Origin of the sequence: Pseudofrankia inefficax, from assembly GCF_000166135.1 — a bacterium.
Classification (GTDB): domain Bacteria; phylum Actinomycetota; class Actinomycetes; order Frankiales; family Frankiaceae; genus Pseudofrankia; species Pseudofrankia inefficax.
Window position 1 is genome coordinate 4165127 of sequence record NC_014666.1, and the last position, 19231, is coordinate 4184357.

The 19231-nt window shown below is 71.5% G+C and carries 16 protein-coding genes; 12 read left to right on the forward strand and 4 right to left on the reverse strand.

Annotated features, from left to right (window positions below; all coding sequences use genetic code 11):
* Window positions 1-64: 64 nt before the first annotated feature.
* A complete protein-coding gene (locus tag FRAEUI1C_RS16810) occupies window positions 65-1585 on the reverse strand; it encodes a class I adenylate-forming enzyme family protein (RefSeq protein ID WP_013424510.1) in 1521 nt (506 codons plus the stop codon).
* A 478-nt stretch (window positions 1586-2063) separates the two neighbouring features.
* Here FRAEUI1C_RS16810 and FRAEUI1C_RS16815 point away from each other — a divergent pair, with 478 nt between their 5' ends.
* Genes FRAEUI1C_RS16815 through FRAEUI1C_RS16830 form a run of 4 tightly spaced genes read left to right on the forward strand, consistent with a single transcriptional unit; the run spans window position 2064 to window position 7103 of the window.
* Window positions 2064-2888, forward strand: a complete 825-nt coding sequence (locus FRAEUI1C_RS16815; protein ID WP_013424511.1) for a crotonase/enoyl-CoA hydratase family protein — start codon at window positions 2064-2066, stop codon at window positions 2886-2888.
* A complete protein-coding gene (locus FRAEUI1C_RS16820; RefSeq protein ID WP_013424512.1) occupies window positions 2885-4075 on the forward strand; it encodes a thiolase C-terminal domain-containing protein in 1191 nt (396 codons plus the stop codon). Before FRAEUI1C_RS16815 ends, FRAEUI1C_RS16820 begins: the two co-directional genes overlap by 4 nt.
* Window positions 4072-4596, forward strand: coding sequence for a Zn-ribbon domain-containing OB-fold protein (locus tag FRAEUI1C_RS16825; RefSeq protein WP_013424513.1), 525 nt, complete (start codon window positions 4072-4074; stop codon window positions 4594-4596). The genes FRAEUI1C_RS16820 and FRAEUI1C_RS16825 overlap by 4 nt, the downstream gene beginning before the upstream one ends.
* Window positions 4593-7103, forward strand: coding sequence for a CaiB/BaiF CoA transferase family protein (locus tag FRAEUI1C_RS16830; RefSeq protein WP_013424514.1), 2511 nt, complete (start codon window positions 4593-4595; stop codon window positions 7101-7103). The genes FRAEUI1C_RS16825 and FRAEUI1C_RS16830 overlap by 4 nt, the downstream gene beginning before the upstream one ends.
* Window positions 7104-7108: 5 nt before the next feature.
* Here FRAEUI1C_RS16830 and FRAEUI1C_RS16835 read toward each other — a convergent pair whose 3' ends face one another.
* Window positions 7109-7768, reverse strand: coding sequence for a TetR/AcrR family transcriptional regulator (locus tag FRAEUI1C_RS16835; RefSeq protein WP_157734968.1), 660 nt, complete (start codon window positions 7766-7768; stop codon window positions 7109-7111).
* 187 nt (window positions 7769-7955) lie between these two features.
* Between FRAEUI1C_RS16835 and FRAEUI1C_RS16840 the strand changes: the two genes are divergently transcribed.
* The 4 genes from FRAEUI1C_RS16840 to FRAEUI1C_RS16855 all read left to right on the forward strand — a co-directional run bounded on the left by FRAEUI1C_RS16840 (window position 7956) and on the right by FRAEUI1C_RS16855 (window position 12742).
* Window positions 7956-9119, forward strand: a complete 1164-nt coding sequence (locus tag FRAEUI1C_RS16840; protein ID WP_013424516.1) for an aromatic ring-hydroxylating oxygenase subunit alpha — start codon at window positions 7956-7958, stop codon at window positions 9117-9119.
* An 82-nt stretch (window positions 9120-9201) separates the two neighbouring features.
* Window positions 9202-10623: an aldehyde dehydrogenase family protein gene (locus tag FRAEUI1C_RS16845; protein ID WP_013424517.1), complete on the forward strand. Its 1422-nt coding sequence runs from the start codon at window positions 9202-9204 to the stop codon at window positions 10621-10623.
* Window positions 10624-10738: 115 nt separating this feature from the next.
* Entirely contained in the window at window positions 10739-11887 is a 1149-nt protein-coding gene (locus FRAEUI1C_RS16850; protein ID WP_013424518.1) for an acyl-CoA dehydrogenase family protein, read from the forward strand.
* 39 nt (window positions 11888-11926) lie between these two features.
* Complete coding sequence (locus tag FRAEUI1C_RS16855; protein WP_013424519.1) at window positions 11927-12742, forward strand: enoyl-CoA hydratase/isomerase family protein; 816 nt, start codon at window positions 11927-11929, stop codon at window positions 12740-12742.
* Between the two features lie 89 nt (window positions 12743-12831).
* Here FRAEUI1C_RS16855 and FRAEUI1C_RS16860 read toward each other — a convergent pair whose 3' ends face one another.
* Window positions 12832-14076: an ABC transporter substrate-binding protein gene (locus FRAEUI1C_RS16860; protein ID WP_013424520.1), complete on the reverse strand. Its 1245-nt coding sequence runs from the start codon at window positions 14074-14076 to the stop codon at window positions 12832-12834.
* Window positions 14077-14303: 227 nt separating this feature from the next.
* Between FRAEUI1C_RS16860 and FRAEUI1C_RS16865 the strand changes: the two genes are divergently transcribed.
* From FRAEUI1C_RS16865 to FRAEUI1C_RS16880, 4 genes are all read left to right on the forward strand, one after another.
* A complete protein-coding gene (locus tag FRAEUI1C_RS16865) occupies window positions 14304-15983 on the forward strand; it encodes an aldehyde dehydrogenase (protein WP_232425460.1) in 1680 nt (559 codons plus the stop codon).
* A 50-nt stretch (window positions 15984-16033) separates the two neighbouring features.
* Window positions 16034-16342, forward strand: coding sequence for a hypothetical protein (locus tag FRAEUI1C_RS16870; protein WP_013424522.1), 309 nt, complete (start codon window positions 16034-16036; stop codon window positions 16340-16342).
* Between the two features lie 85 nt (window positions 16343-16427).
* Window positions 16428-17216, forward strand: a complete 789-nt coding sequence (locus FRAEUI1C_RS38375) for a Zn-ribbon domain-containing OB-fold protein (RefSeq protein WP_013424523.1) — start codon at window positions 16428-16430, stop codon at window positions 17214-17216.
* Window positions 17206-18387: a thiolase C-terminal domain-containing protein gene (locus tag FRAEUI1C_RS16880; RefSeq protein WP_013424524.1), complete on the forward strand. Its 1182-nt coding sequence runs from the start codon at window positions 17206-17208 to the stop codon at window positions 18385-18387. The genes FRAEUI1C_RS38375 and FRAEUI1C_RS16880 overlap by 11 nt, the downstream gene beginning before the upstream one ends.
* 100 nt (window positions 18388-18487) lie before the next feature.
* Here FRAEUI1C_RS16880 and FRAEUI1C_RS16885 read toward each other — a convergent pair whose 3' ends face one another.
* Entirely contained in the window at window positions 18488-19141 is a 654-nt protein-coding gene (locus FRAEUI1C_RS16885; RefSeq protein WP_013424525.1) for a TetR family transcriptional regulator, read from the reverse strand.
* Between the last annotated feature and the right edge of the window lie 90 nt (window positions 19142-19231).

Sequence of the window (19231 nt, forward strand, 5' to 3'; positions counted from 1 at the left end):
ACGACGTGTGCGGGCCGGAGAGACGTCTCGTCTCTCCGGCCCGCAAAACCCGCTCTTTCCCGGTTCAGCGGACTCTGGCGTACCGCCGCTCGACGTCGGCGTATTCGGCGCGGATGGCGGGCTTCGCGAGTTTCCCGTTCGGGAGCCGCGGTAGCGGCGCCTCCCGGACCACGACATAGCGTGGAACCTTGTAGGCGGCCATCTGCGACACGCAGGCGGCCACGATCGCCGCCTCGTCCACCTCGGCGCTGACCCGCACGATGGCCGCCGGAGTCTCGCCGAACTTCTCGTCCCGCGCGGCGATGACGGCGACCTCCTCGACGCCGGGGAGCTGAGCGATGACGAGCTCGATCTCGACCGGCGAGATGTTGATGCCGCCGGAGATGATGAGGTCCTTGAGCCGGTCGGCGAACCGGATGCGCCCGGACTCGTCCCGGGTGCCCAGATCGCCGCTGTGCAGCCAGCCGTCGCGCAGCGCGGTCGCCGTCGTCGCCGGGTCGTTCCAGTAGCCGGGGGTGACGCCGGGGCCGCGCACGACGATCTCGCCCGGCTCGCCAGGCGCGCACTCGGTGCCGTCAGCGCGGATCACCCTGAGGTCGGTGAAGACCGAACCGACCCCGCAGGAGTCCGGATGTGTCTGCGCCTCCTCGGGAAGGTTCGCCGTGGCCACGCCGCCGGCCTCCGTCATGCCGTAGATCTGGCGGAGGCTGACGCCCTTGGCCGCCCAGGCCCGCAGCAGCGGCATCGAGACCGCCGCGCCGCCGACGATCGCCGAGTTCAGCGCCGAGAGGTCCGCGGCGGCGAACTCCGGAGCCCGGGCCATCGACTCGTAGATCAGGGGAACACCGAAGACGGCCTGGATCCGGTGCCGCTCCAGCAGGCCCACGGCCTTCGCGGGGTCGAACCCGTTCTCCACCACGAGGGTGCCGCCCAGGACGCCCGTCATCACCAGCCCGTAGACCAGGCCTGGGGTGAAACAGAGCGGCAGTACCAGCAGGGTCCGCACGCCGGTGCCGAGCCCGTCCTCGCGCAGCGACGCCTCGAAGACGATGTCGAGCAGCGACCGGTTCGTGCAGATCACGCCCTTGGACAGGCCGGTGGACCCGCTGGTGAACAGCACGGCGACCGGGTCGGCGGGATCCAGGTCGATCCGGACGTGGTCCTGGAGGGCGCCGTCCCGCAGGGCCGCCACCTCGTCCATGCCGATCGTCCAGAACTGGCCGCCCCGCTCGCCGGCGTCCTTCAGGGCGATCTCGACCGAGCCGTCGGCGAGGACGCCGACGGCGGCCGAGTCGCCGAGGACCCGGTGGACCTCGGCGCCGACGAGCCGGGGGTTGACGGGAACCAGCACCGCCCCCGCGCGCAGCACACCAAGCGAGGCGGCGGCCCAGGGGGCACAGTTGTCGCCAGCCACGGCCACCCGGTCACCGGCGCGGACGCCGGCTTCCCCGAGGCGGGCGGCGACCCGGCTCGACCACGCGGCTAATAACCGATAGCTGACGGCGTCCTCGCCGAAGACCAGTGCCGTTCGTTCGGGCGCGGTCCGAGCCCACCAGTCAAAGGCCGACATGATCGACGTAGCCATGAGTCTCCTCTGTCGGCATGGGAACGTTTTTCAGCACCGGAAGGGCCCGGGCGTATGAGGGTGAAGGCTGCCTATAACATTTAGGGTAGCGGCCGCCCGCCTCCCGTCAACACTCCCGTCGACGGTCGTGGCTGCGGTGGTGTAGGCACACTAGGCGCTGCGTCGACCCGGGGCGAGTGGTTCGTGGCCTGCGCGGCCCGCGATGTCCCTGTCGGGCTGGGTGCCGACCGAGATCGACAATGGGTGTCCGCCAGCCTAATGATGTTAGGTTTCCGGTCGACGCCCGCTCGACGCGTTCGGTTCGCAGGATTCTGTTGACGACCGAGACGAACCACTTCTAACCTATAGGTTGTAGGTTTTCGATGGCCGCTCTGACCCGATCCCGGGCGCAGACCTCATCGATCTGTCGCGTGGTCCGGTCCGGAACACCCGCGCCGCCCACTGACCCAGCTCGCCCCTCGATGAGGAAGGCGCACCCTTGACGACCGACACGGCCCCCGGCATCCCCGTCACCGGAGCCGGCGCGGATGCCGCGCTCTTCGAACGGCGCGGACATGTCGCCGTCGTGACGTTGAACCGTCCCGGCGCCCTCAACGCCGTCAACTCCGCGCTCGCCACGGCCGCCGGTGCCGCCCTGGAACGGGCCGAGAACGACCCGGACGTGCGGGTCGTCGTGGTCACCGGGGCCGGCCGGGCGTTCTGCGCCGGCGCCGACCTCAGGGAGATCGCCAGCGGCAACCGGGTGGACGCACCAGAACACCCCGACTGGGGCTTCGCCGGCCTCGTCCAACACTGGGTGGCCAAGCCGACGGTCGCCGCCGTCAACGGCTTCGCCCTCGGGGGCGGAACCGAGATCGTCCTGGCCTGTGACCTGGCCGTGATGGACGAGACGGCCGCGCTCGGCCTCCCCGAGGTCCGCCGTGGCCTGTTCGCCGCGGCGGGCGGAGTGATCCGCCTGCAGCGCCAGATCCCGCTCAAGATCGCGCTCGAGATCGCGCTGGCCGGCGAGTCCGTCCCGGCGGCGCGGGCCCTGGAACTCGGCCTGGTCAACCTGGTCGCTCCGGCGGGAACGGCGCTCGCGGTGGCGCTGGACCTGGCCGAGCGGATCGCCGCCAACGCCCCGCTGGCGGTACAGGCGAGCAAGCGCGTCGTGCATCGGACCTACTCGGCCGGCTCCGACTGGGACGACGCGGTCTGGAGGGTCAACGCGGAGGCTGCGCGAGAGGTGTTCGGCAGCCGTGACGCGCGCGAGGGCGCCCGCGCGTTCGCCGAGAAACGCCAGCCGCGCTGGGAAGGACGATGACCGGCCAGGAGCCGGCCGCCATCGCCGGGCTGGGGATCACCGAGCTCGGCAAGGTCTACGGCCGCACGTCGACGAGCCTGGCCGCCGAGGCCGTCCGGCTGGCACTGGCGGACGCCGGCCTGGCCCTGGCCGACCTCGACGGGCTGCTCGTCAGCGGCGGCCTCCGCCAGGACGTCGGACTCAGCCTCGCGGGCGTGCTGAGCACCGGGCCGCTCGGTCTGCTCGCGCAGGTCAACGCGTTCGGCGCGAGCGCGGGGGCGATGGTGGCACAGGCCGCGCAGGCCATCGCCTCGGGCGCCGCGCGCACCGTCGCCTGCGTCTTCGCGGACACCCCGCTGCGACCGAAGCGCCCCGCGGGGGCGGCCTGGGGCGCGCCGGGAGCCGGGGCCGGCGCCCCGGCCGGGCTCGCCGGCTGGCAGCTCGCCTCGGGCGCCACCAACCCGAACATCCTCTACGCGCTGGCCACGCGCCGGCACATGGAGCGCTATGGCACTCGCGGCGAGCAGCTCGCCGAGGTGGCCGTCGCCCAGCGCGCCTGGGCCGCGGGCAACCCGCTCGCCGCGATGCGCGAGCCACTGACCGTCGAGCGGCACCAGACGTCCCGGTGGATCGCCGAGCCCCTGCGCCTGCTGGACTGTTGCCTGGTCTCCAACGGCGCGGTGGCTGTCGTCGTGACCTCCGCCGACCGCGCCGCGGACCTCCGCCAGCCTCCGGTGCACCTGTGGGGCTACGGGCAGGCGCATCAGCCCCGCCGCATGCTGGCCGGCTCCGACTGGGGCCTGGTGACGCCCGCGGCCCGGTCCGGCCCCCAGGCGATGCGGATGGCCGGCGTCGGCGTCGAGGACATCGACATCTGCGAGCTCTACGACTGCTACACCTACACCGTCCTCGTCACGCTGGAGGACTACGGATTCTGCGCCAAGGGCGAGGGCGGCCCGTTCGTGGCCGACGGCCGGCTCGCCCCGGGCGGGAAGCTCGCCTGCAACACCGGCGGTGGTCAGCTCTCCGGCTACTACATGTGGGGGATGACGCCGCTGTCCGAGGCGGTCATCCAGGCCCGTGGCCAGGGCGGGCAGCGCCAGGCTCCCCGCAACGACGTCATCCTGGTCAGCGGCAACGGTGGCATCCTGGAGCACCACGCGACCGTCGTGCTCAGTCCGCACCCCCGGCACCGGGGCGCCCCATGAGCGGGCCGGACCCGGTCGCGGGTCCCGCGTTTCCCGCGGTCCGGCGGGACGACGCGAGCGCGTCGTTCTTCGACGCGGCCGCCCGCGGCCAGCTGCTGGTCCGCCGGTGCCGGGCCGGCGGCGACGTGCTCGGGCCCGAGGCGAGAACCTGCCCCAGCTGCGGGTCCGCCGACCTTGACGACGTCTTGGTGTCGGGCCGAGGCACGCTGGTCAGCTGGGCCGTCGTGCACCAGGCGCCGGTGCCGTCGCTCGCCGCCGCCGTGCCCTACGTCAGCGTCGTCGTGGAGCTCGCCGAGGGCCCCTGGCTGCTGGCGCGACTGGTCGAGTCCGACGCGTCCGGGCTGCGCGCCGGCACCGAGGTCGAGGTCCGCTTCGTCCAGTCGGGCGAGCCGCTCGGGGTGCCGGCGGGCGAGGTGCTCCCGGCGTTCGCGGTCGCCTCGCGGCTGGGGGAGCCGGTCTCGTCGCCGGCCGAGATGGCGTCCGGAACCCCGGCAGCCGGTGGCGGAGGGACGAGCGCATGACCCTTCCCCTCACGGGTGTGCGGATCGTCGAGCTGACCGACGGCCTGGCCGACGGGTGCGGCCGGTATCTCGCGGACCTGGGCGCCGAGGTCGTGAAGGTGGAGCCGCCGGGCGGCGCGGCCTCCCGCCGGGCCGGGCCGAGGCCCGGCGACAGCCTTCCGTTCCTGCTGCGCAACGCGAACAAGCTCGGCGTCGTGCTCGACCTCGAGACTCCGGCCGGCCGGGACCGGCTGCGCGAGCTGGTCTCCCGGGCTGACATCGTCGTCGAGTCGGCGCCGCCCGGGCACCTCGACGCGCTCGGAGTCGGGCCGCGGGACCTGCTCGCGGGCAACCCGGGCCTGGTCGTCGTGTCCGTGACCGGCTTCGGGCGGACCGGTCCCTACCGGAGCTGGTCGGCGACCGAGGCGGTGCTGGCCGGGCTCGGCGGGGTGCTGTCGCGGTCCGGACGCCCCGGCGAGGCGCCGCTGCTGCCCCCGGACGGGCTGGTGGAGTCCACGGTGGCGGTGCTCGCGGCCTGGTCCGCGCTGGTCGCCTACGCCAAACGGCTGCGGACCGGCGTCGGAGAGCTGGTCGACCTGGCCGCGTTCGAGGCCGTCGTCCATGGCTTCGACCCGGCCTTCGGCACGCAGGGCACGGCGGCCGCGGGCCGGACGGAGGACTTCCCGCGCGGCCGCCCGGACGCGGCCGACTTCTATCCGGTGTTCGCCGCGCGCGATGGCCACGTCCGGCTCTGCCTGCTCGCGAAGCGGCAGTGGCGAGCGATGTTCGGCTGGCTGGGGGAGCCGCCGGAGTTCGCCGACCCCCGCTTCGACACGATCCCCGCCCGGTTCCGGGCCGCGGACCGGCTGCACCCACGGATCGCGGCGCTGTTCCGCGACCGGCCCTGCGCCGAGCTGGTGGCCGAGGGCGCCCGTCGCGGGGTCCCGGTCGCCGCGGTGCTCACCCCGGCGCAGGTGCTCGCCACCGAGCAGTTCGCCGTCACCGGCGCGCTGGTCGACGTCGAGATCGCGCCGGGAATCCGGGCCAGGATCCCGTCGGGCTACGTCCGGGTCGACGGTGAGCGGGCCGGCTTCCGTCGGCGCGCGCCGCTTCCGGGCGAGCATGACGACCTCGTGTTCGGCTCGGCGGCGGGCGCGTCCGGCGCGGACGGACCCGCCGCCTGCGCGCGGGGCGCCGCCCGCGGCGGTCCGGCCGGCGTGGGAGCGCGGCCGTTGGAGGGCGTCCGCGTGCTGGATCTCGGGGTCATCGTGTTCGGCGCCGAGCTGGGCCGGCTGTTCGCCGACCAGGGCGCCGACGTGATCAAGATTGAGAACGTCGCGTTCCCGGACGGGCTGCGCCAGTCGCGCGGCGGCGCCGCGATGAGCGCGTCCTTCGCCTGGGGCCACCGCAACAGGCGCGGCCTCGGTCTCGACCTTCGGGACCCGCGCGGCTCCGAGATCTTTCGAGCACTGGTGGCGCGTTCCGACCTCGTGCTCGCGAACTTCAAGCCGGGCACGCTGGAGGCGCTCGGTGCCTCACCCAACGCGCTGGCCGCGATCAACCCGGGTGTCATCGTCTCGGACAGCAGCGCCTTCGGTGGGCAGGGGCCCTGGAGCGCACGGATGGGGTACGGCCCTCTGGTGCGAGCCTGCGCCGGTGTCTCCGCGCTGTGGCGTGTGCCCGGCACCGACGACGCCTACTGCGACGGCTCGACGGTGTATCCCGACCATGTCGCGGCGTATGCCTCGGCCGTCGCACTGCTCGCCGCGCTGATCGGCCGCCTCCGCTCGGCGGCGGCCGGCGGCGTCGCGCTCGGAGCGACGGTCACCGGTGCGCAGGTGGACGCCGCGCTGGTAGCGCTGGGCGCGCGGCTCGCGGCACAGTCGCTCGCCGGCGACGGCGGACCGGAGCCGGACGCCGGCGACCACCTGGCGGCGGACGACGCGATCCACGGCGTGTACCCCTGCGCCGGAGATGACGAATGGTGTGTCGTGTCCCTCCGCGGTGACGATGACTGGCTGCGGCTCTGCCAGGTCGCTGGGCGCCCGGATCTCGCGGACGCGCCGGCCTTCCGCACCGCGGCGGCACGTGCCCGTCGGCGGCCCGAGGTGGACGCCGTCGTCGCAGCCTGGACGCGGCGGCATCCGCCGCGCGACGTGATGACGAGGCTCCAGGACGCGGGCGTCCCGGCGGGGGTCATGCTGCGCCTGCCGGAGGAGCTCACCGATCCTCAGCTGCTCGCTCGGGAGTCGTTCGCGACGCTGCGCCACGACGCGCTGCCGGGACCGATGGCGGCGAACGCCCGGGTCGCTCGGTTCTCCGGCATTCCCGACCCGGAGCTGCGCCCGGCCCCCTTCCAGGGCGAGCACACCCGGGAGATCTGCGCGTCGCTCCTCGGCCTGGCCGACGACCAGATCGACGAGCTCGTGCGCGACGCTGTGCTACAGCCCGCTCCCGACGACCCTGCCCTGCGCGCGGCGGCCTCTGCCGGGATCCGACGCGACGTCGCGATGCGAGCCGGGGCCTGACAACGTCAGCCGCCGCGTGCTTCCTGGTTCGCGAGCACGCCGGCGAGGAAGGCGCGGATCGACTCGACGAAGAGCTGCTCGGCGTCCAGCGCGTTCTGCGTGAGCGCCGCGGTCAGCGTCGGCTGGGCCTCCGCGGAGGCGTTCGGGAACGGTCCGTCGGCCTCGGGGGAGGCCGCCGCCTCCAGCAATGCGGATCCCAGCCCGATGCGGTCCATTCCGTCGAGGACGAGGATGCGGCTGGACGGCGCCAGTTCGTCAGCCTGGTCCAGCACCTGCGCGGCCGTTTCGTAGAGCGGCGTGAGGACGTCGCGGGGCAGGAACTGCAGGAGGATCGGGGCGGCGTTGCGATGGCGCAGGATCGTGCGCCGGAAGTTGACGGCCAGTGTCACGAAGTACTCGGTCCAGTGAGCCGACGGCGCGATACGTGGCAGGTCGGTTTCCAGGACGATGGTCCGGGCGATCTCGGTCAGAATGTCCGCGCGGTCGCGGAAGTGATGGTAGAGCGACGCCGTCCGCACCCCGAGCTCGTCGCCGAGCCGGGGCATGGTGAACGCCGCGTAGCCGTCTCGTTCCACCATCGTCAACGCAGTCCTGACGATCGCCTGGCGGGTCAGTGAGGGCGCGGACTGGCGGGACATGCCCAGATTATGGCAGTACTCCGCCACTACGGGCGGGCGTGGCATCTCGGCTGGCGTGTCCGGGTGTGACCGGCGTCATAGTCCGGCGGCATTGTTGACAGGTCCTCCTGGTGCGGTTTCGGCCAGGTCTGCCGGTTCAACCTAAAAGTGTTAGGCTGAGGATCGAGCGCCCGGGTGGTGAACATTGCGGGCCTTCGGGACCAGGGAGGCGGGCATGACCCAGCTGACGGCGCCGCGGGAGACACGGATCGGGCGGGCGTTGGAGCATCTGCGCAACGGTTCGACCGACGAGTTCGACGTCGTGACACCATTCGACGCCGTCGAGTACACGGACCCGCGGCTTGCCGCGCGTGAGCGGAACCTGGTGTTCGGCAGAGTTCCGTCGATCGTCGCGCACGGCTCCGAGGTGGCGCGCGCCGGCGACTTCGTCACGCTGCAGATGCCGCGTAACAAAGTCATCGTGGTCCGACAGGCTGACGGTGTGGTGAAGGCCTTCGTGAATCTGTGTCGGCACCGCGGGGCATTGCTGGAAGAGCAGGAGAAGGGTAGTTGCCGAGTGTTCTCCTGTGGATACCACAGGTGGGCCTACGGCACGGACGGCTCCCTGCGGGCGATCACGCGAGACGCGACGTTCGGCAAGGTGGACCGCGCGCGCTACGGCCTCGTCGAGCTGCCCTGCGAGGAGCGCCACGGCTTCGTCTGGCTGGTCGACGACGCTACCCAGCAGATCGACGTCGCGGCCTGGCTCGGCTCTCCCATGGACGAGATTCTTGGCGGCTATGGCCTTCCGGATCTTGTCTGCTACCGGGCCGAGGGGTTCGACGAGCCGGTCAACTGGAAGATCATGCAGGACGCATTCCTGGACGGCTATCACATCCAGTACGCCCATGCGAATACCGCCGCGAGGCACATCCATACCAACGTGATGGCGGCGGAGGACTTCGGCCGGCACTGTCGGTTCATCGCGCCGCGGAAGTCCATCGACCGCTGGCTCGACGAGGACCCAAATGGGACCAGCCTTGCCCCGCACGTCACCGAGACGCATTTTCTGCTGCCCAACAGCACTTTGCTGCGTCAGCCAGACCATTTCGAGCTCCTGACGTTCCGTCCGCACCCGAAGGATCCGGGCCGCAGCCGCATGGAGATGCGGTTGCTGGTGCCGGCTGTGGAAGCGAGCGGCATGTCCGACGCCGCGTGGACGAACCTCTGGGACAAGAACTGGCAGATCCTGCTGGATGTTCTTCACGCCGAGGACTTCCCCCTGCTGCGCAGCTCGCAGGCCGGCCTGGAAAGCGCGGACGCGGGCGGCATGCTGCTCGGACGAAACGAGCTGGCCAATCAGGTCTTCCGTCGCGAGCTGGGCCGGCTCGTCTCCTGACCGCGGACGCGCTGGTCGCCCTGATACCCACGCCGCGCGTCTGCGGCCGATCCGTGCACTCGGGCTGGAAACGGAGGCCGGGATGACCCACGGCGACGACCTGTTCGTCGACGGGAAGTGGGCGAACGGAACAGGAGACGAACACCTCGTCCGTGACGCCGCCACGGACGAGGTCGTCGCCACGGTCCGGCTCGGCGAGCGCGGGGACGTCGATCGCGCGGTCCGGGCGGCGCGCGCCGCCCGTCCCGGCTGGTCCGCGACGAGCCCGTCCGAACGCGCCGAACGGCTGACGGCGATGGCCCGCTATCTGAAGGATCACGCTCGGGCGACGTCCGAGCTGGTGTCCCGCGAGAACGGCATGCCGATCGCGTTGTCGCGCCTTGCCAACGGTTACGCGCCGGCGGCGATCTTCCGTTACTACGCGGGCCTGATCGGCGACCTGGCGTTCCAGGAGCTGCGGCCCGCCCTGTCCGGCGGCAGGTCGGCGGTGGAGCGCAAGGCCGTCGGCGTCGTCGCCGCCGTCGTCCCGTGGAACTATCCGCAGTCGCTGGCGGCGATGAAGCTCGCCCCGGCGCTCGCGGCCGGGTGCGCCGTCGTGCTCAAGACCGCGCCCGAGACACCGCTGGACGCCCGGGTCTACGCCGAGGCCGCGCTGGCGGCGGGACTGCCGCCGGGGGTGCTCAACATCGTGGCGGCCGACCGCGAGGTCAGCGCGTACCTCGTGGGCCATCCCGGGGTCGACAAGGTCGCGTTCACCGGGTCGACGGCTGCGGGCCGGGCGATCGCCAGGACCTGTGGCGAGCTGCTGCGCCCGGTCACGCTCGAGCTCGGCGGCAAGTCGGCGGCGATCCTCACCGAGGACCTGGACCTGGAGGTCTTCACCAAGAAGCTGCTGGGCGTGTGCCTGCCGAACTCGGGCCAGACCTGCCACGCCAGCACCCGGATTCTCGCCCCCCGGGCGCGCTACGCAGAGGTCGTCGACCGGGTGAGTGACGTCGTCGCCGGCTACGCGATCGGCCACCCGCTGGACCCGAAGACCCAGATCGGACCGTTGGCCAGTGGCGCCCAACGCGACCGGGTGCTGGGACACATCGCGTCGGGCCGGCGCGACGCCCGGCTTGTCGTCGGCGGCCAGCCGGTCCCCGGTCCGGGCAACTTCGTGCGCCCGGCCGTCTTCGCCGACGTCGCGCCGGACGCCGCGATCGCCCGCGAGGAGATCTTCGGCCCGGTGCTGTGCGTTCTGCCGTATGACGGGCTCGACGACGCCGTGGCGATCGCGAACGACTCGGACTTCGGCCTGGCCGCGACCGTCTGGGGCGGCGACGAGGGCGACGCGCTGGCGCTCGCGAGACGGCTGGAGACCGGGACCGTGGGCCTCAACGACTACGTCATCGACTTCGCCGCACCGTTCGGAGGCGTGAAGGCAAGCGGACTCGGCCGCGAGCTCGGCCCTGACGGCCTGGACGCGTATCTCGTCAAGCAGACCGTCTACGGGCTCGCGTAGCGGGAGTCATCCGGACGCCTGGCCGGTCGTGACCGGTCCGGCACAGTCATCCCCTCGCCGACCTCGATGTTGCTCGCGACGTTCGGCGAGATTCACAACCTGCGCGGGAGCGTTCATGGAGACGGACCTTTACGAGGCGGATCACGAGGCCTACCGGACGACGGCCAGGGAGTTCATGCGACGGGAGGTCGTGCCGCGCCTGGGCGACTGGGATGTGCGGCGCGAGGTCGACCGCGACACCTGGACGAAGGCGGGGGCCGCCGGGCTGGTCGGCCTCGCGGTTCCGGAGCGGTTCGGCGGCGCGGGCATGAACGACTACCGCTACCGCTTCGTCGTGTCGGAGGAGATCGCGGACGCGGGGGCGGCGGCCCTGCAGTCGGCATTCGCGGTCAACGACGACATCGTGCTGGGCTACCTGCTCGCACAGGCCACCGAGGAACAGAAGGCACGGTGGCTGCCGGGCTTCGCGTCGGGCGAGACGATCAGCGCGATCGCGATGAGTGAGGCGGAGGCCGGCAGCGACCTGCGCGGGATCGCCACCCAGGCGGTCCGCAAGGGGGACCGCTGGCTGCTGAACGGGTCGAAGACGTTCATCAGCAACGGGATCACCGCCGATCTGGTGATCGTGTTCGCCAGGACCGACGCGGCGGAAGGCGCCGGCGGCTACAGCCTTTTCGTCGTCGAACGCGGCATGCCCGGTTTCGAGCGGGGCCGCAAGCTGGACAAGATCGGACTGGCCGCCCAGGACACCGCCGAGCTGTTCTTCCACGACGTCGAGGTGCCCGCGGACAACCTGTTGGGCAGCGCCGGCGCGGGCCTGCGGTCACTGATGGAGAACCTCCCACGCGAGCGCATGGGAATCGCCGTCGCGGCGCAGTGCTCGGCGGAGGCCTCCCTGCGCTGGACGGTGGACTACGTACGGCAGCGGCGGGCGTTCGGCAAGGCCGTCGCCGAGTTCCAGACCGTCGGTTTCACGCTGGCCGAGCTGCGTACGCAGGTCGAGGTGACGCGGGCCTATCTCGACCGTTGCGTCCGCCAGCTCAACGCCGGGGCGTTGTCCGCGGTGGACGCGGCGAAGGCGAAATGGTGGGCCACCGATGTGCAGTGGAAGGTCATTGATGCCGGCGTCCAGCTGCACGGTGGCTACGGCTACATGACCGAGTACCCGATCGCCCGCGCGTTCATGGATGCCCGGGTGCAGCGGATCTACGGCGGCACGAACGAGATCATGAAGGAGATCATCAGCCGGGACCTGCTGCGTTGAGGGCTGTCACGGGATCGGCGGGCGGAAGGAACCAGGGCGATGGCTGACACCGTGATCGAGATCGAGGAGCCGCGGCCCGGCATCACGCTGGTCCGGCTCAACCGTCCTGAGGTGCTCAACGCCATCACCGCGGAGCTGATCCAGGGGCTTCGGGACGTACTGCGCGGGATTCAGGATGACGCACAGGTGCGCGCGGTGGTGCTCACGGGCGCCGGCCGGGCCTTCTGCGCGGGCCTGGACCTGCGCGGCTACGGCGACCTGCCCGGGTCGCCGGAGCACGGCGAAGGCGTTCCCCAGACCGGCCTGCGGGGACAGCGCCATGTGTCCGAGCTGGTTGAGGACTTCCGCAGGGTGCGGGCTCCGATCATCGCGGCCGTCAACGGCCCGGCGGCCGGGGCCGGGCTGTCGATCTCGCTGCTGTGTGACATCAGGCTGGCCGCGCGGTCGGCGTCCTTCCACGCGTCCTTCATCAGGCGCGGCCTGTCCGGGTGCGACATCGGCGTCAGCTGGCTGCTGCCCCGCGCCATCGGGTTCGCCCGAGCCGCCGACCTGCTGCTGACCGGCGGATCGCTGGACGCCGCGGAGGCCGAACGGGTCGGGCTGGTCAGCGCGGTCATCCCGGACGAGGAGCTCCTCGACGCCGCGGTGGAGCGAGCCCGCGCGATCGCGGAGCTCAGCCCGTTCGGGGTCTGGCAGACCAAGGAGCTGCTGTGGGCGAACCAGGAGATCGGTGGGCTGCGGGCGGCGGTGGCGCTGGAGGACCGGACCCAGGCCCTCGCCGGAATGACCGAGGACCACCGGGAGGCGGTGGCCGCGTTCCTGGAGAAACGCCCGGCGATCTACCGTGACCGGTGAGAGCCCGCGTCCGACCCCTGCGCCGGCTGACGAGCCGGGCTCGCGAGCTGGCCCGGCCCGCGGCCGCCGTCGACGCGGGCGCCCCGCGCTCAGGTGAGCGGGTTCCCGCAGCGGGCGACGGGCTGCAGCGGGATGAACCGGCTGCCGTCGTCGCTGACGCGCACGAAGTCCCAGCAGCTGCTGAGCTGGCCACGGTTGACGGCGAAGTCGACAGAATGCGGAAGAAGGCCGCCTCCGTCGTAGTCACGAACCGCGCGCAGGCCACGGATGAAGGACTCGCGCGTGGGGCACGGACCGGCGGCCTGCAGGCCGCGCAGGAACATGTCCGCGGACAGCCAGCCGAACGCGGCACTCTCCTGCGCCGGGGGCTGGACCTGGGGTGCGTAGGTCTCCATCGCGGAGACCAGCTGGCTGTGCGCGGCGGTGTTCAGCTCGAACGGCACGAAGTCGAGGTACATGACCGTGTGCGCGAGGGCCGGGCCCATCAAGGCGAGAAGCGTCGGGTCGTAGCCCAACGGAGCCAGCACGACCTTCAGGTTGACCCCCGCCGCGCGCGCGGCTGGCAGGATCCGCGCGAGCGCGTCGGGGAAGACGGAACCGGTGAGCGTGTCGATGTGAGCGGCCTTCATACGCTGGGCCAGGGAATCGAAGTTCGTCATTCCAGCGGTGACGTCGAAGGTCTGATCAATGTCGACGCCGGCCGACCTGAGACTCTCCGAGAGCTGGCGGTGGAAGTTCTGGGTGGCGTCGCCCGCAGCCGAGTTGATGAGCACGGCGCGCGTACCGCCCTGGCTGCGGATGAAGTCCCCCCAGACACTGTTGGAACCAGTCCTGGTGGTGTAGTAGCTCCACGCGAACATATTGGCGTGCTCGGTCCAGGCGATCTCTCCACCGACCCCGACGACCGGAATTGCCTGGCCGTCCAGATACTGCGCGGAGCCAGCGGCCACGGTAGTACCCTCGATGACGCCGAACACTCCGTCCGCTTGAACGAGGTTCTGTGCCCCGACGAGGTTCTGCGCCGGGTCGGAGGCGTCGTCGCGCCAGCTGTACACGATTTTGCGGCCGTCGATCCCACCGGTGGCGTTGGCGATTCCAAGGCGGGCGTCCACCCCGCCGCGATACGCTCCGAAAGCGGACTGGCCAGCCCCGCTGTCGCTGAACAGAAGGCCGGCCTTTATCTCTGTCCTGGTTACTCCTGGCGCCGTGCACGACGACGCGGCCGAGTGCCCACCGGCGCCTCCTGGGCCGTCGCAGGCGCTCAGTATGGCCAGGCCGCTGGCGGCGGCGACCACTGTGGCCGTTCGCGCCAACGATCGACTGCGTAAGAACATGAAAGGTCTCCTTTTGGCCGCGTCAAAACCCGCTCCGGACGGCCTCGAAGCGGGAGTGTCGACGCGTGTCCATTGGCGCTGGCCGTCCTTTGACCGGCGCCGGTGATCGTGAGGCGGCGGCGACTGTACACCTCATCCCTGGAGGTCGGACGGGGTGCCCGTCACTCGCGGCGAGCGGCTCGACGGTCTGGCCCCAGCTCCGCTCTTGACGTGTGAGCCCCCTCGGTGTGACGCTGGACACCCCCAGCCTAATAGTTGTAGGGTATCGCTCGTCGACGATAGTCCGGTGGGCGGACGGTGACCGCGAGGTAGGCGTGAAGGCCGCCCGCTACTCGCGTTCCCCGGCGGGTCCCAGGTGGGCTGGACGGCGTGCCCGCGGACACCTCGAAGCCGGCGCGCGATACGGCGCCGTCAGCACACGCCTCGCACGCTTCTCCAGAGAGGGACGAAAAGTGATCACCCGTGATCGGCTGCTGATCGATGGTGAGTGGCGAACGGCGAAATCGTCGGGTCGTATTCCGGTGACGTCGCCGTCGACGGGCCTGGTGATCGGCGAGGCACCCGACGCCACCGTTGACGAGATCAACGCCGCGGCGATGGCGGCCCGGCGCTCGTTCGACGAGGGAACCTGGCGACTGAAATCAGTCGAGGAACGCGCCGAGGTTCTCGACGCGGCGATGACTCTTCTCGAGTCGAATCTCGACGAGATCGGCCGGCTGGTGACGTCCGAGATGGGCCTGCCGACCTCGATCGCGCAGGTGCAGATTCCTGGCGCTCTCGCCACGGGCAGGTACTTCCTCGACGTCGCGAAGAAGGACTCGCCCAGCGAGATGCGGAATACCGTGTATGGCCCGGCGGCCGTGGTGAAGGAACCGGTCGGTGTCGTCGCCTCGATCGCGCCGTGGAACGGCCCGTTCAACATGGCGATCTCGAAGATCGTGCCTGCTCTGGTGGCTGGCTGCAGCGTTGTCTACAAACCGGCCGAGGAGACGCCGCTGGACGGGTTCTTCATCGCGGAGGCGCTGGTCGAAGCCGGAGTGCCGGCCGGGGTGTTCAACTACCTCACGGGCGACCGCGACACCGGCCGGGCCCTCGTCGCGCACCAGGAGGTCGACAAGGTCAGTTTCACCGGCTCCACGATGGCGGGCCGGGAGATCGCCACGGAGTGCGGCGCGAGCTTCAAGCGGCTGACGCTCGAGCTGGGTGGAAAGTCCGCGGCGATCGTGCTCGATGACGCGGACATCGCGACGACGATGGTCGGGCTGGCGATCGGGTCCTTCTTCAACACCGGGCAGGTATGCGCGTCCTATAGCCGGGTGCTCGTCCCCCGTAGCCGCCTCGACGAGATCGTCGGCGCGCTCGTCGCGACCGCCGAGTCCTTCGTCGTCGGGAACCCGTTCGACCCGTCCACCACGATGGGGCCGCTGGTGTCCCGACGCCACCAGCACCGCGTGCTGTCGTATATCGAGAACGGCAGGTCGGCGGGAGCCACCGTGGCGACCGGCGGCGCGGTACCCGCGGGCCTGGAGCATGGCTGCTACGTCCAGCCGACGGTCTTCACGAACGCGGACAACGCGATGCGCATCGCCCGCGAGGAGATCTTCGGGCCGGTCGTCGTGGTGCTTCCCTACGACACGGTCGACGAGGCGGTGGCCATCGCCAACGACTCGGACTACGGCCTGCACGGAGCTGTGTTCACCACCGACCCTCAGCGGGCCGCTGACGTGGCACGCCGGGTCCGGACCGGGACCTTCAGTGTCAACTCCTTCACCTACAACACCGAGGCGCCGTTCGGCGGGGTGAAGTGCTCGGGCGTCGGGCGCGACACCGGCCCCGAGGCGGTGCAGGCCTACTACGAGCTCAAGACGATCAACCTCACGCAGAACATGGAGCACCTCTTCGCGTGACCGCGGTACCTCAAGGTCACAGCCGGCCCGGCACGAGGAGGTCAGGTCCGATGCCGCAGCATCCCCCGGAATTCGAGGCGCTCTACCGACGGCATGTCGAGTTCGTCCTCGCGGGTGACCTTGAGGCCGTCCTCGCGGACATGGTGAACCTGCCGCGGATCCTCGAAGGCGTCATCGCTCCCCGCAGGGTCACCGCGTACACGGTCATGGACATCCGGTCCGAGGGAGAGACCTGCGTGGGGGAGACGGTCTACGACACCCCGAAGGGGCGGATCGGGCTGCGGTCCGTCTGGGAGCTGCGGGACGGGGCCTGGAAGGCCGCCGCGTTGGAGAACTTCCCGCCGCCGGCCACCGGCTGATGACCTCGTCACTCGGCCGGGAATCCGGGCTCCGATATCTCTCGACAGTAGGTGGGACTGGCCGACACCGCAGGGGAGCGCTGAGATGACGGGTGCGACGACGGCGGCCGACGTCGATGAGGTGAGGCAGCGGGCGCGGCGACACGCACGCGCACTGCTGGCCGGTGACCGCGGCGCGGTGCTGGCCGATCTGTTGCCGGACCGCTGGCAGCAGATCCTCGGTTCGCTCGACCTGCCCGCGCCGCTGGTCCAGGCGGAGGTCACGGAGGTCCGCGCCGGCGCTGGGGCCTTCGTCGAGACGCGGCTGCGCTGCGTCGGCGTGGGTGCGGACGCTCGCGAGGTACGCCTGCGCTGGGTCGCGTACGAGGGTTCCTGGCGTGTCCGCGAGGCCCGCAACGTGCCGTCGCGCCTGCCGGAGCCTGTCTTCCTCGCCGAGGAGTATCCCCGCGTCGAGGCCGAGCACTGGGAGGCCATGAACCGGGGCGAGTTGCGGGTCCAGCGCTGCGTCGCCTGCCGGACCTGGATCTGGGGGCCCCGCCACCTGTGCCCGAGCTGCCGCGGCTTCGAGCTGGCCTTCCAGCCCGTCGCCGCCGAGGGCGTCGTGTACTCCTGGACCCGGACGGTGCAGTCCTTCGAAGCGACGATGGTCGGTCGGGTGCCGTTCGTGGTTGCCCTCGTCACGCTGCCGCACGCAGGCGACGTCCGCGTGGCCGCCGTGCTGGAGCCGACCCCCGGCGAGGCCGACCCGGCGATCGGGCAGGCCGTCGACGGAGTGTTCGTCCCCTTCGGCGACCACGACCGCAAGATCCTTCGCTGGCGCCTGCGTGAGCGGACCAACGAGGCACGGACGGCAGGAGACAGCGGTGCCCACTGAACGCGAGCGCGGGTTCCGCGGCGCCGCCGCGGTCGTCGGCGTCGGCGAGACGGAGCTCTACCGGCGCGGCACCAGCCCGTACTCGGGCATGCAACTGGCCGCGATGGCCGTCATCGGGGCCTGCGAGGACGCCGGGGTGTCCCCGACGGCGGTGGACGGGTTCTCGTCCTACGCCCATGACTCGAACGAGGGGCTGCGCCTCGGCGCGAACCTCGGCGTCGAGGAGATCCGGTTCTCGCAGCTGGTGTTCGGCGGGGGAGGCGGCGGGGTCGCGGCGGCTGTCAACGCCGCGGCGGCGGCGGTCGCCAGCGGCCAGGCGGACTGCGTCGCGGTCTACCGCTCGATCACCCAGGCCGACGACGGCCGGGGTTCCTACGTCCAGCATCACCTCGGGCCGTTGTATACGGCGCATGGGCTGTTCACCGCCGCGCAGTTCTGCGCGCTGAGAACCCAGCGGATGCTCGAGAACGACGGCGTCCCGGCCGAGGCGATGGCGGCCGTCGCGCTCGCCGGCTACCACCACGCGCAGCGCAACCCGAGAGCGATCGCATACGGCCAGCCGCTCACGGCCGAGAAGTACTCGGACTCCCGCTGGGTGTCCTCGCCGCTGCGGCTGTTCGACTGCTCCCGGGAGAACGACGGCGCCGCCGCGCTGCTCGTCGTCCCCGCCGAGCACGTCGAGCGCTACCGTGGCCGGCCCGCCTACATCCTCGCCGGGGTCCAGGGCGGCGGCCGGGGCTGGTCGGAGTCGCTGGAGAACGAGACCGCCTACACCAGCGCCGGCTTCCATCCCGCGATGGTGCAGCGGCTCTGGGCCGCCGCGGGCATCGGCCCCGACGACGTCGATGTCGTCCAGCTCTACGAGAACTTCACCGGCCCGGCGGTCGCCTCGATGATCGACTTTGGGCTGTGTGAGCCCGGTCCCTCCGCCGTGAAGACGCTCCATCTCGACAACCTGATCGTCGACGGCGGCAGGCTGCCGATCAACACCGCCGGCGGCAACCTCGCCGAGGGGTTCGTTCACGGCATCAACCTCGTCCTGGAGGCGGTCCGGCAGCTGCGCGGCGGGTCGCCGAACCCGGTCCCCGGCGCCGGCGTCTCGCTGCTGGTCGGCGGCCCGGCGGCGCCGCTGGTCAGCGCGACCGTCTTCGGCGCCACGCCCGGCACCTGACCGGGGAGCGCCGAGGTGGCACCCGGCCCGGAACCGATATCCCGGCCCGGTGACGGGAGGCTGACCGTTCCCTCGGGCCGTTCCCTCGGGCCGGGGTCCGTCAGCCGCCGACCGGTCCGCCTGCCGGCAGCGGCCGCCGGTTCTCGTCGACGATCCCGCGCAGGAACGCCCGGATGGCCTCGGCCCACAGCTCCTCAGGGCTGTGCTCGTTCGCGATGACCGCTCGGTAGAGGACGGGCTCCTGGTCCGGATGCACGTGCGGGAACACCTCGCCACGGTCGGACGGAGGCTTGATCGCCTCGGTGAGTGCCGCGCCCAGGGTGAGCTTGTCCATCCCATCCATGATCAGCACTTGCAGACGCAGCGGAATACCGATCTCGGTCAGAAACGCGGCATAGGCGTCATAGACCTCGGCGAACACGTCGCGGGGCATGAACTGCAGCAGGACGGGAGCCGCGTTGGCGTGCCGGAGCACCGTCCGGCGGAAGTTCAGGCTCTGCTCGACGAAGAACTCCATCCAGGTCGCCGCCGAGCGCTCCCTCGGCCGCGGCGTCTCCAGCACGATCGCCCGCGCGACCGCCCGCAGGATCTCCGCCTTGTCCTGGAAATGGTGGTACAGCGACGGCGCGCGCACGTTCATCTCGCGCGCCAGCCGCGGCAGGCTGAAGGCGTCGAGCCCTTCTACGTCGATGATCCTCAGTGCCGTGACCACGACGGAGTCGTAGTCGAGCAGGGGCTGCGGCGGGCGAGGCATGTGCCAATCCTTCACGGCCAGCGGCGCAGGCCGCACCGCGGGACGTCCCGATACGGACGCCGCGGACCGGCAGCCGCCGATCCCCGAGAC

What these genes read in the sequence shown, in the direction of transcription:
- FRAEUI1C_RS16810 (WP_013424510.1), bottom strand. Translation starts at nt 1,585, where the DNA reads ATGGCTACGTCGATCATGTCGGCCTTTGACTGGTGGGCTCGGACCGCG.
- FRAEUI1C_RS16820 (WP_013424512.1), top strand. Translation starts at nt 2,885, where the DNA reads ATGACCGGCCAGGAGCCGGCCGCCATCGCCGGGCTGGGGATCACCGAG.
- FRAEUI1C_RS16825 (WP_013424513.1), top strand. Translation starts at nt 4,072, where the DNA reads ATGAGCGGGCCGGACCCGGTCGCGGGTCCCGCGTTTCCCGCGGTCCGG.
- FRAEUI1C_RS16830 (WP_013424514.1), top strand. Translation starts at nt 4,593, where the DNA reads ATGACCCTTCCCCTCACGGGTGTGCGGATCGTCGAGCTGACCGACGGC.
- FRAEUI1C_RS16840 (WP_013424516.1), top strand. Translation starts at nt 7,956, where the DNA reads ATGACCCAGCTGACGGCGCCGCGGGAGACACGGATCGGGCGGGCGTTG.
- FRAEUI1C_RS16845 (WP_013424517.1), top strand. Translation starts at nt 9,202, where the DNA reads ATGACCCACGGCGACGACCTGTTCGTCGACGGGAAGTGGGCGAACGGA.
- FRAEUI1C_RS16850 (WP_013424518.1), top strand. Translation starts at nt 10,739, where the DNA reads ATGGAGACGGACCTTTACGAGGCGGATCACGAGGCCTACCGGACGACG.
- FRAEUI1C_RS16855 (WP_013424519.1), top strand. Translation starts at nt 11,927, where the DNA reads ATGGCTGACACCGTGATCGAGATCGAGGAGCCGCGGCCCGGCATCACG.
- FRAEUI1C_RS16860 (WP_013424520.1), bottom strand. Translation starts at nt 14,076, where the DNA reads ATGTTCTTACGCAGTCGATCGTTGGCGCGAACGGCCACAGTGGTCGCC.
- FRAEUI1C_RS16870 (WP_013424522.1), top strand. Translation starts at nt 16,034, where the DNA reads ATGCCGCAGCATCCCCCGGAATTCGAGGCGCTCTACCGACGGCATGTC.
- FRAEUI1C_RS38375 (WP_013424523.1), top strand. Translation starts at nt 16,428, where the DNA reads ATGACGGGTGCGACGACGGCGGCCGACGTCGATGAGGTGAGGCAGCGG.
- FRAEUI1C_RS16885 (WP_013424525.1), bottom strand. Translation starts at nt 19,141, where the DNA reads ATGCCTCGCCCGCCGCAGCCCCTGCTCGACTACGACTCCGTCGTGGTC.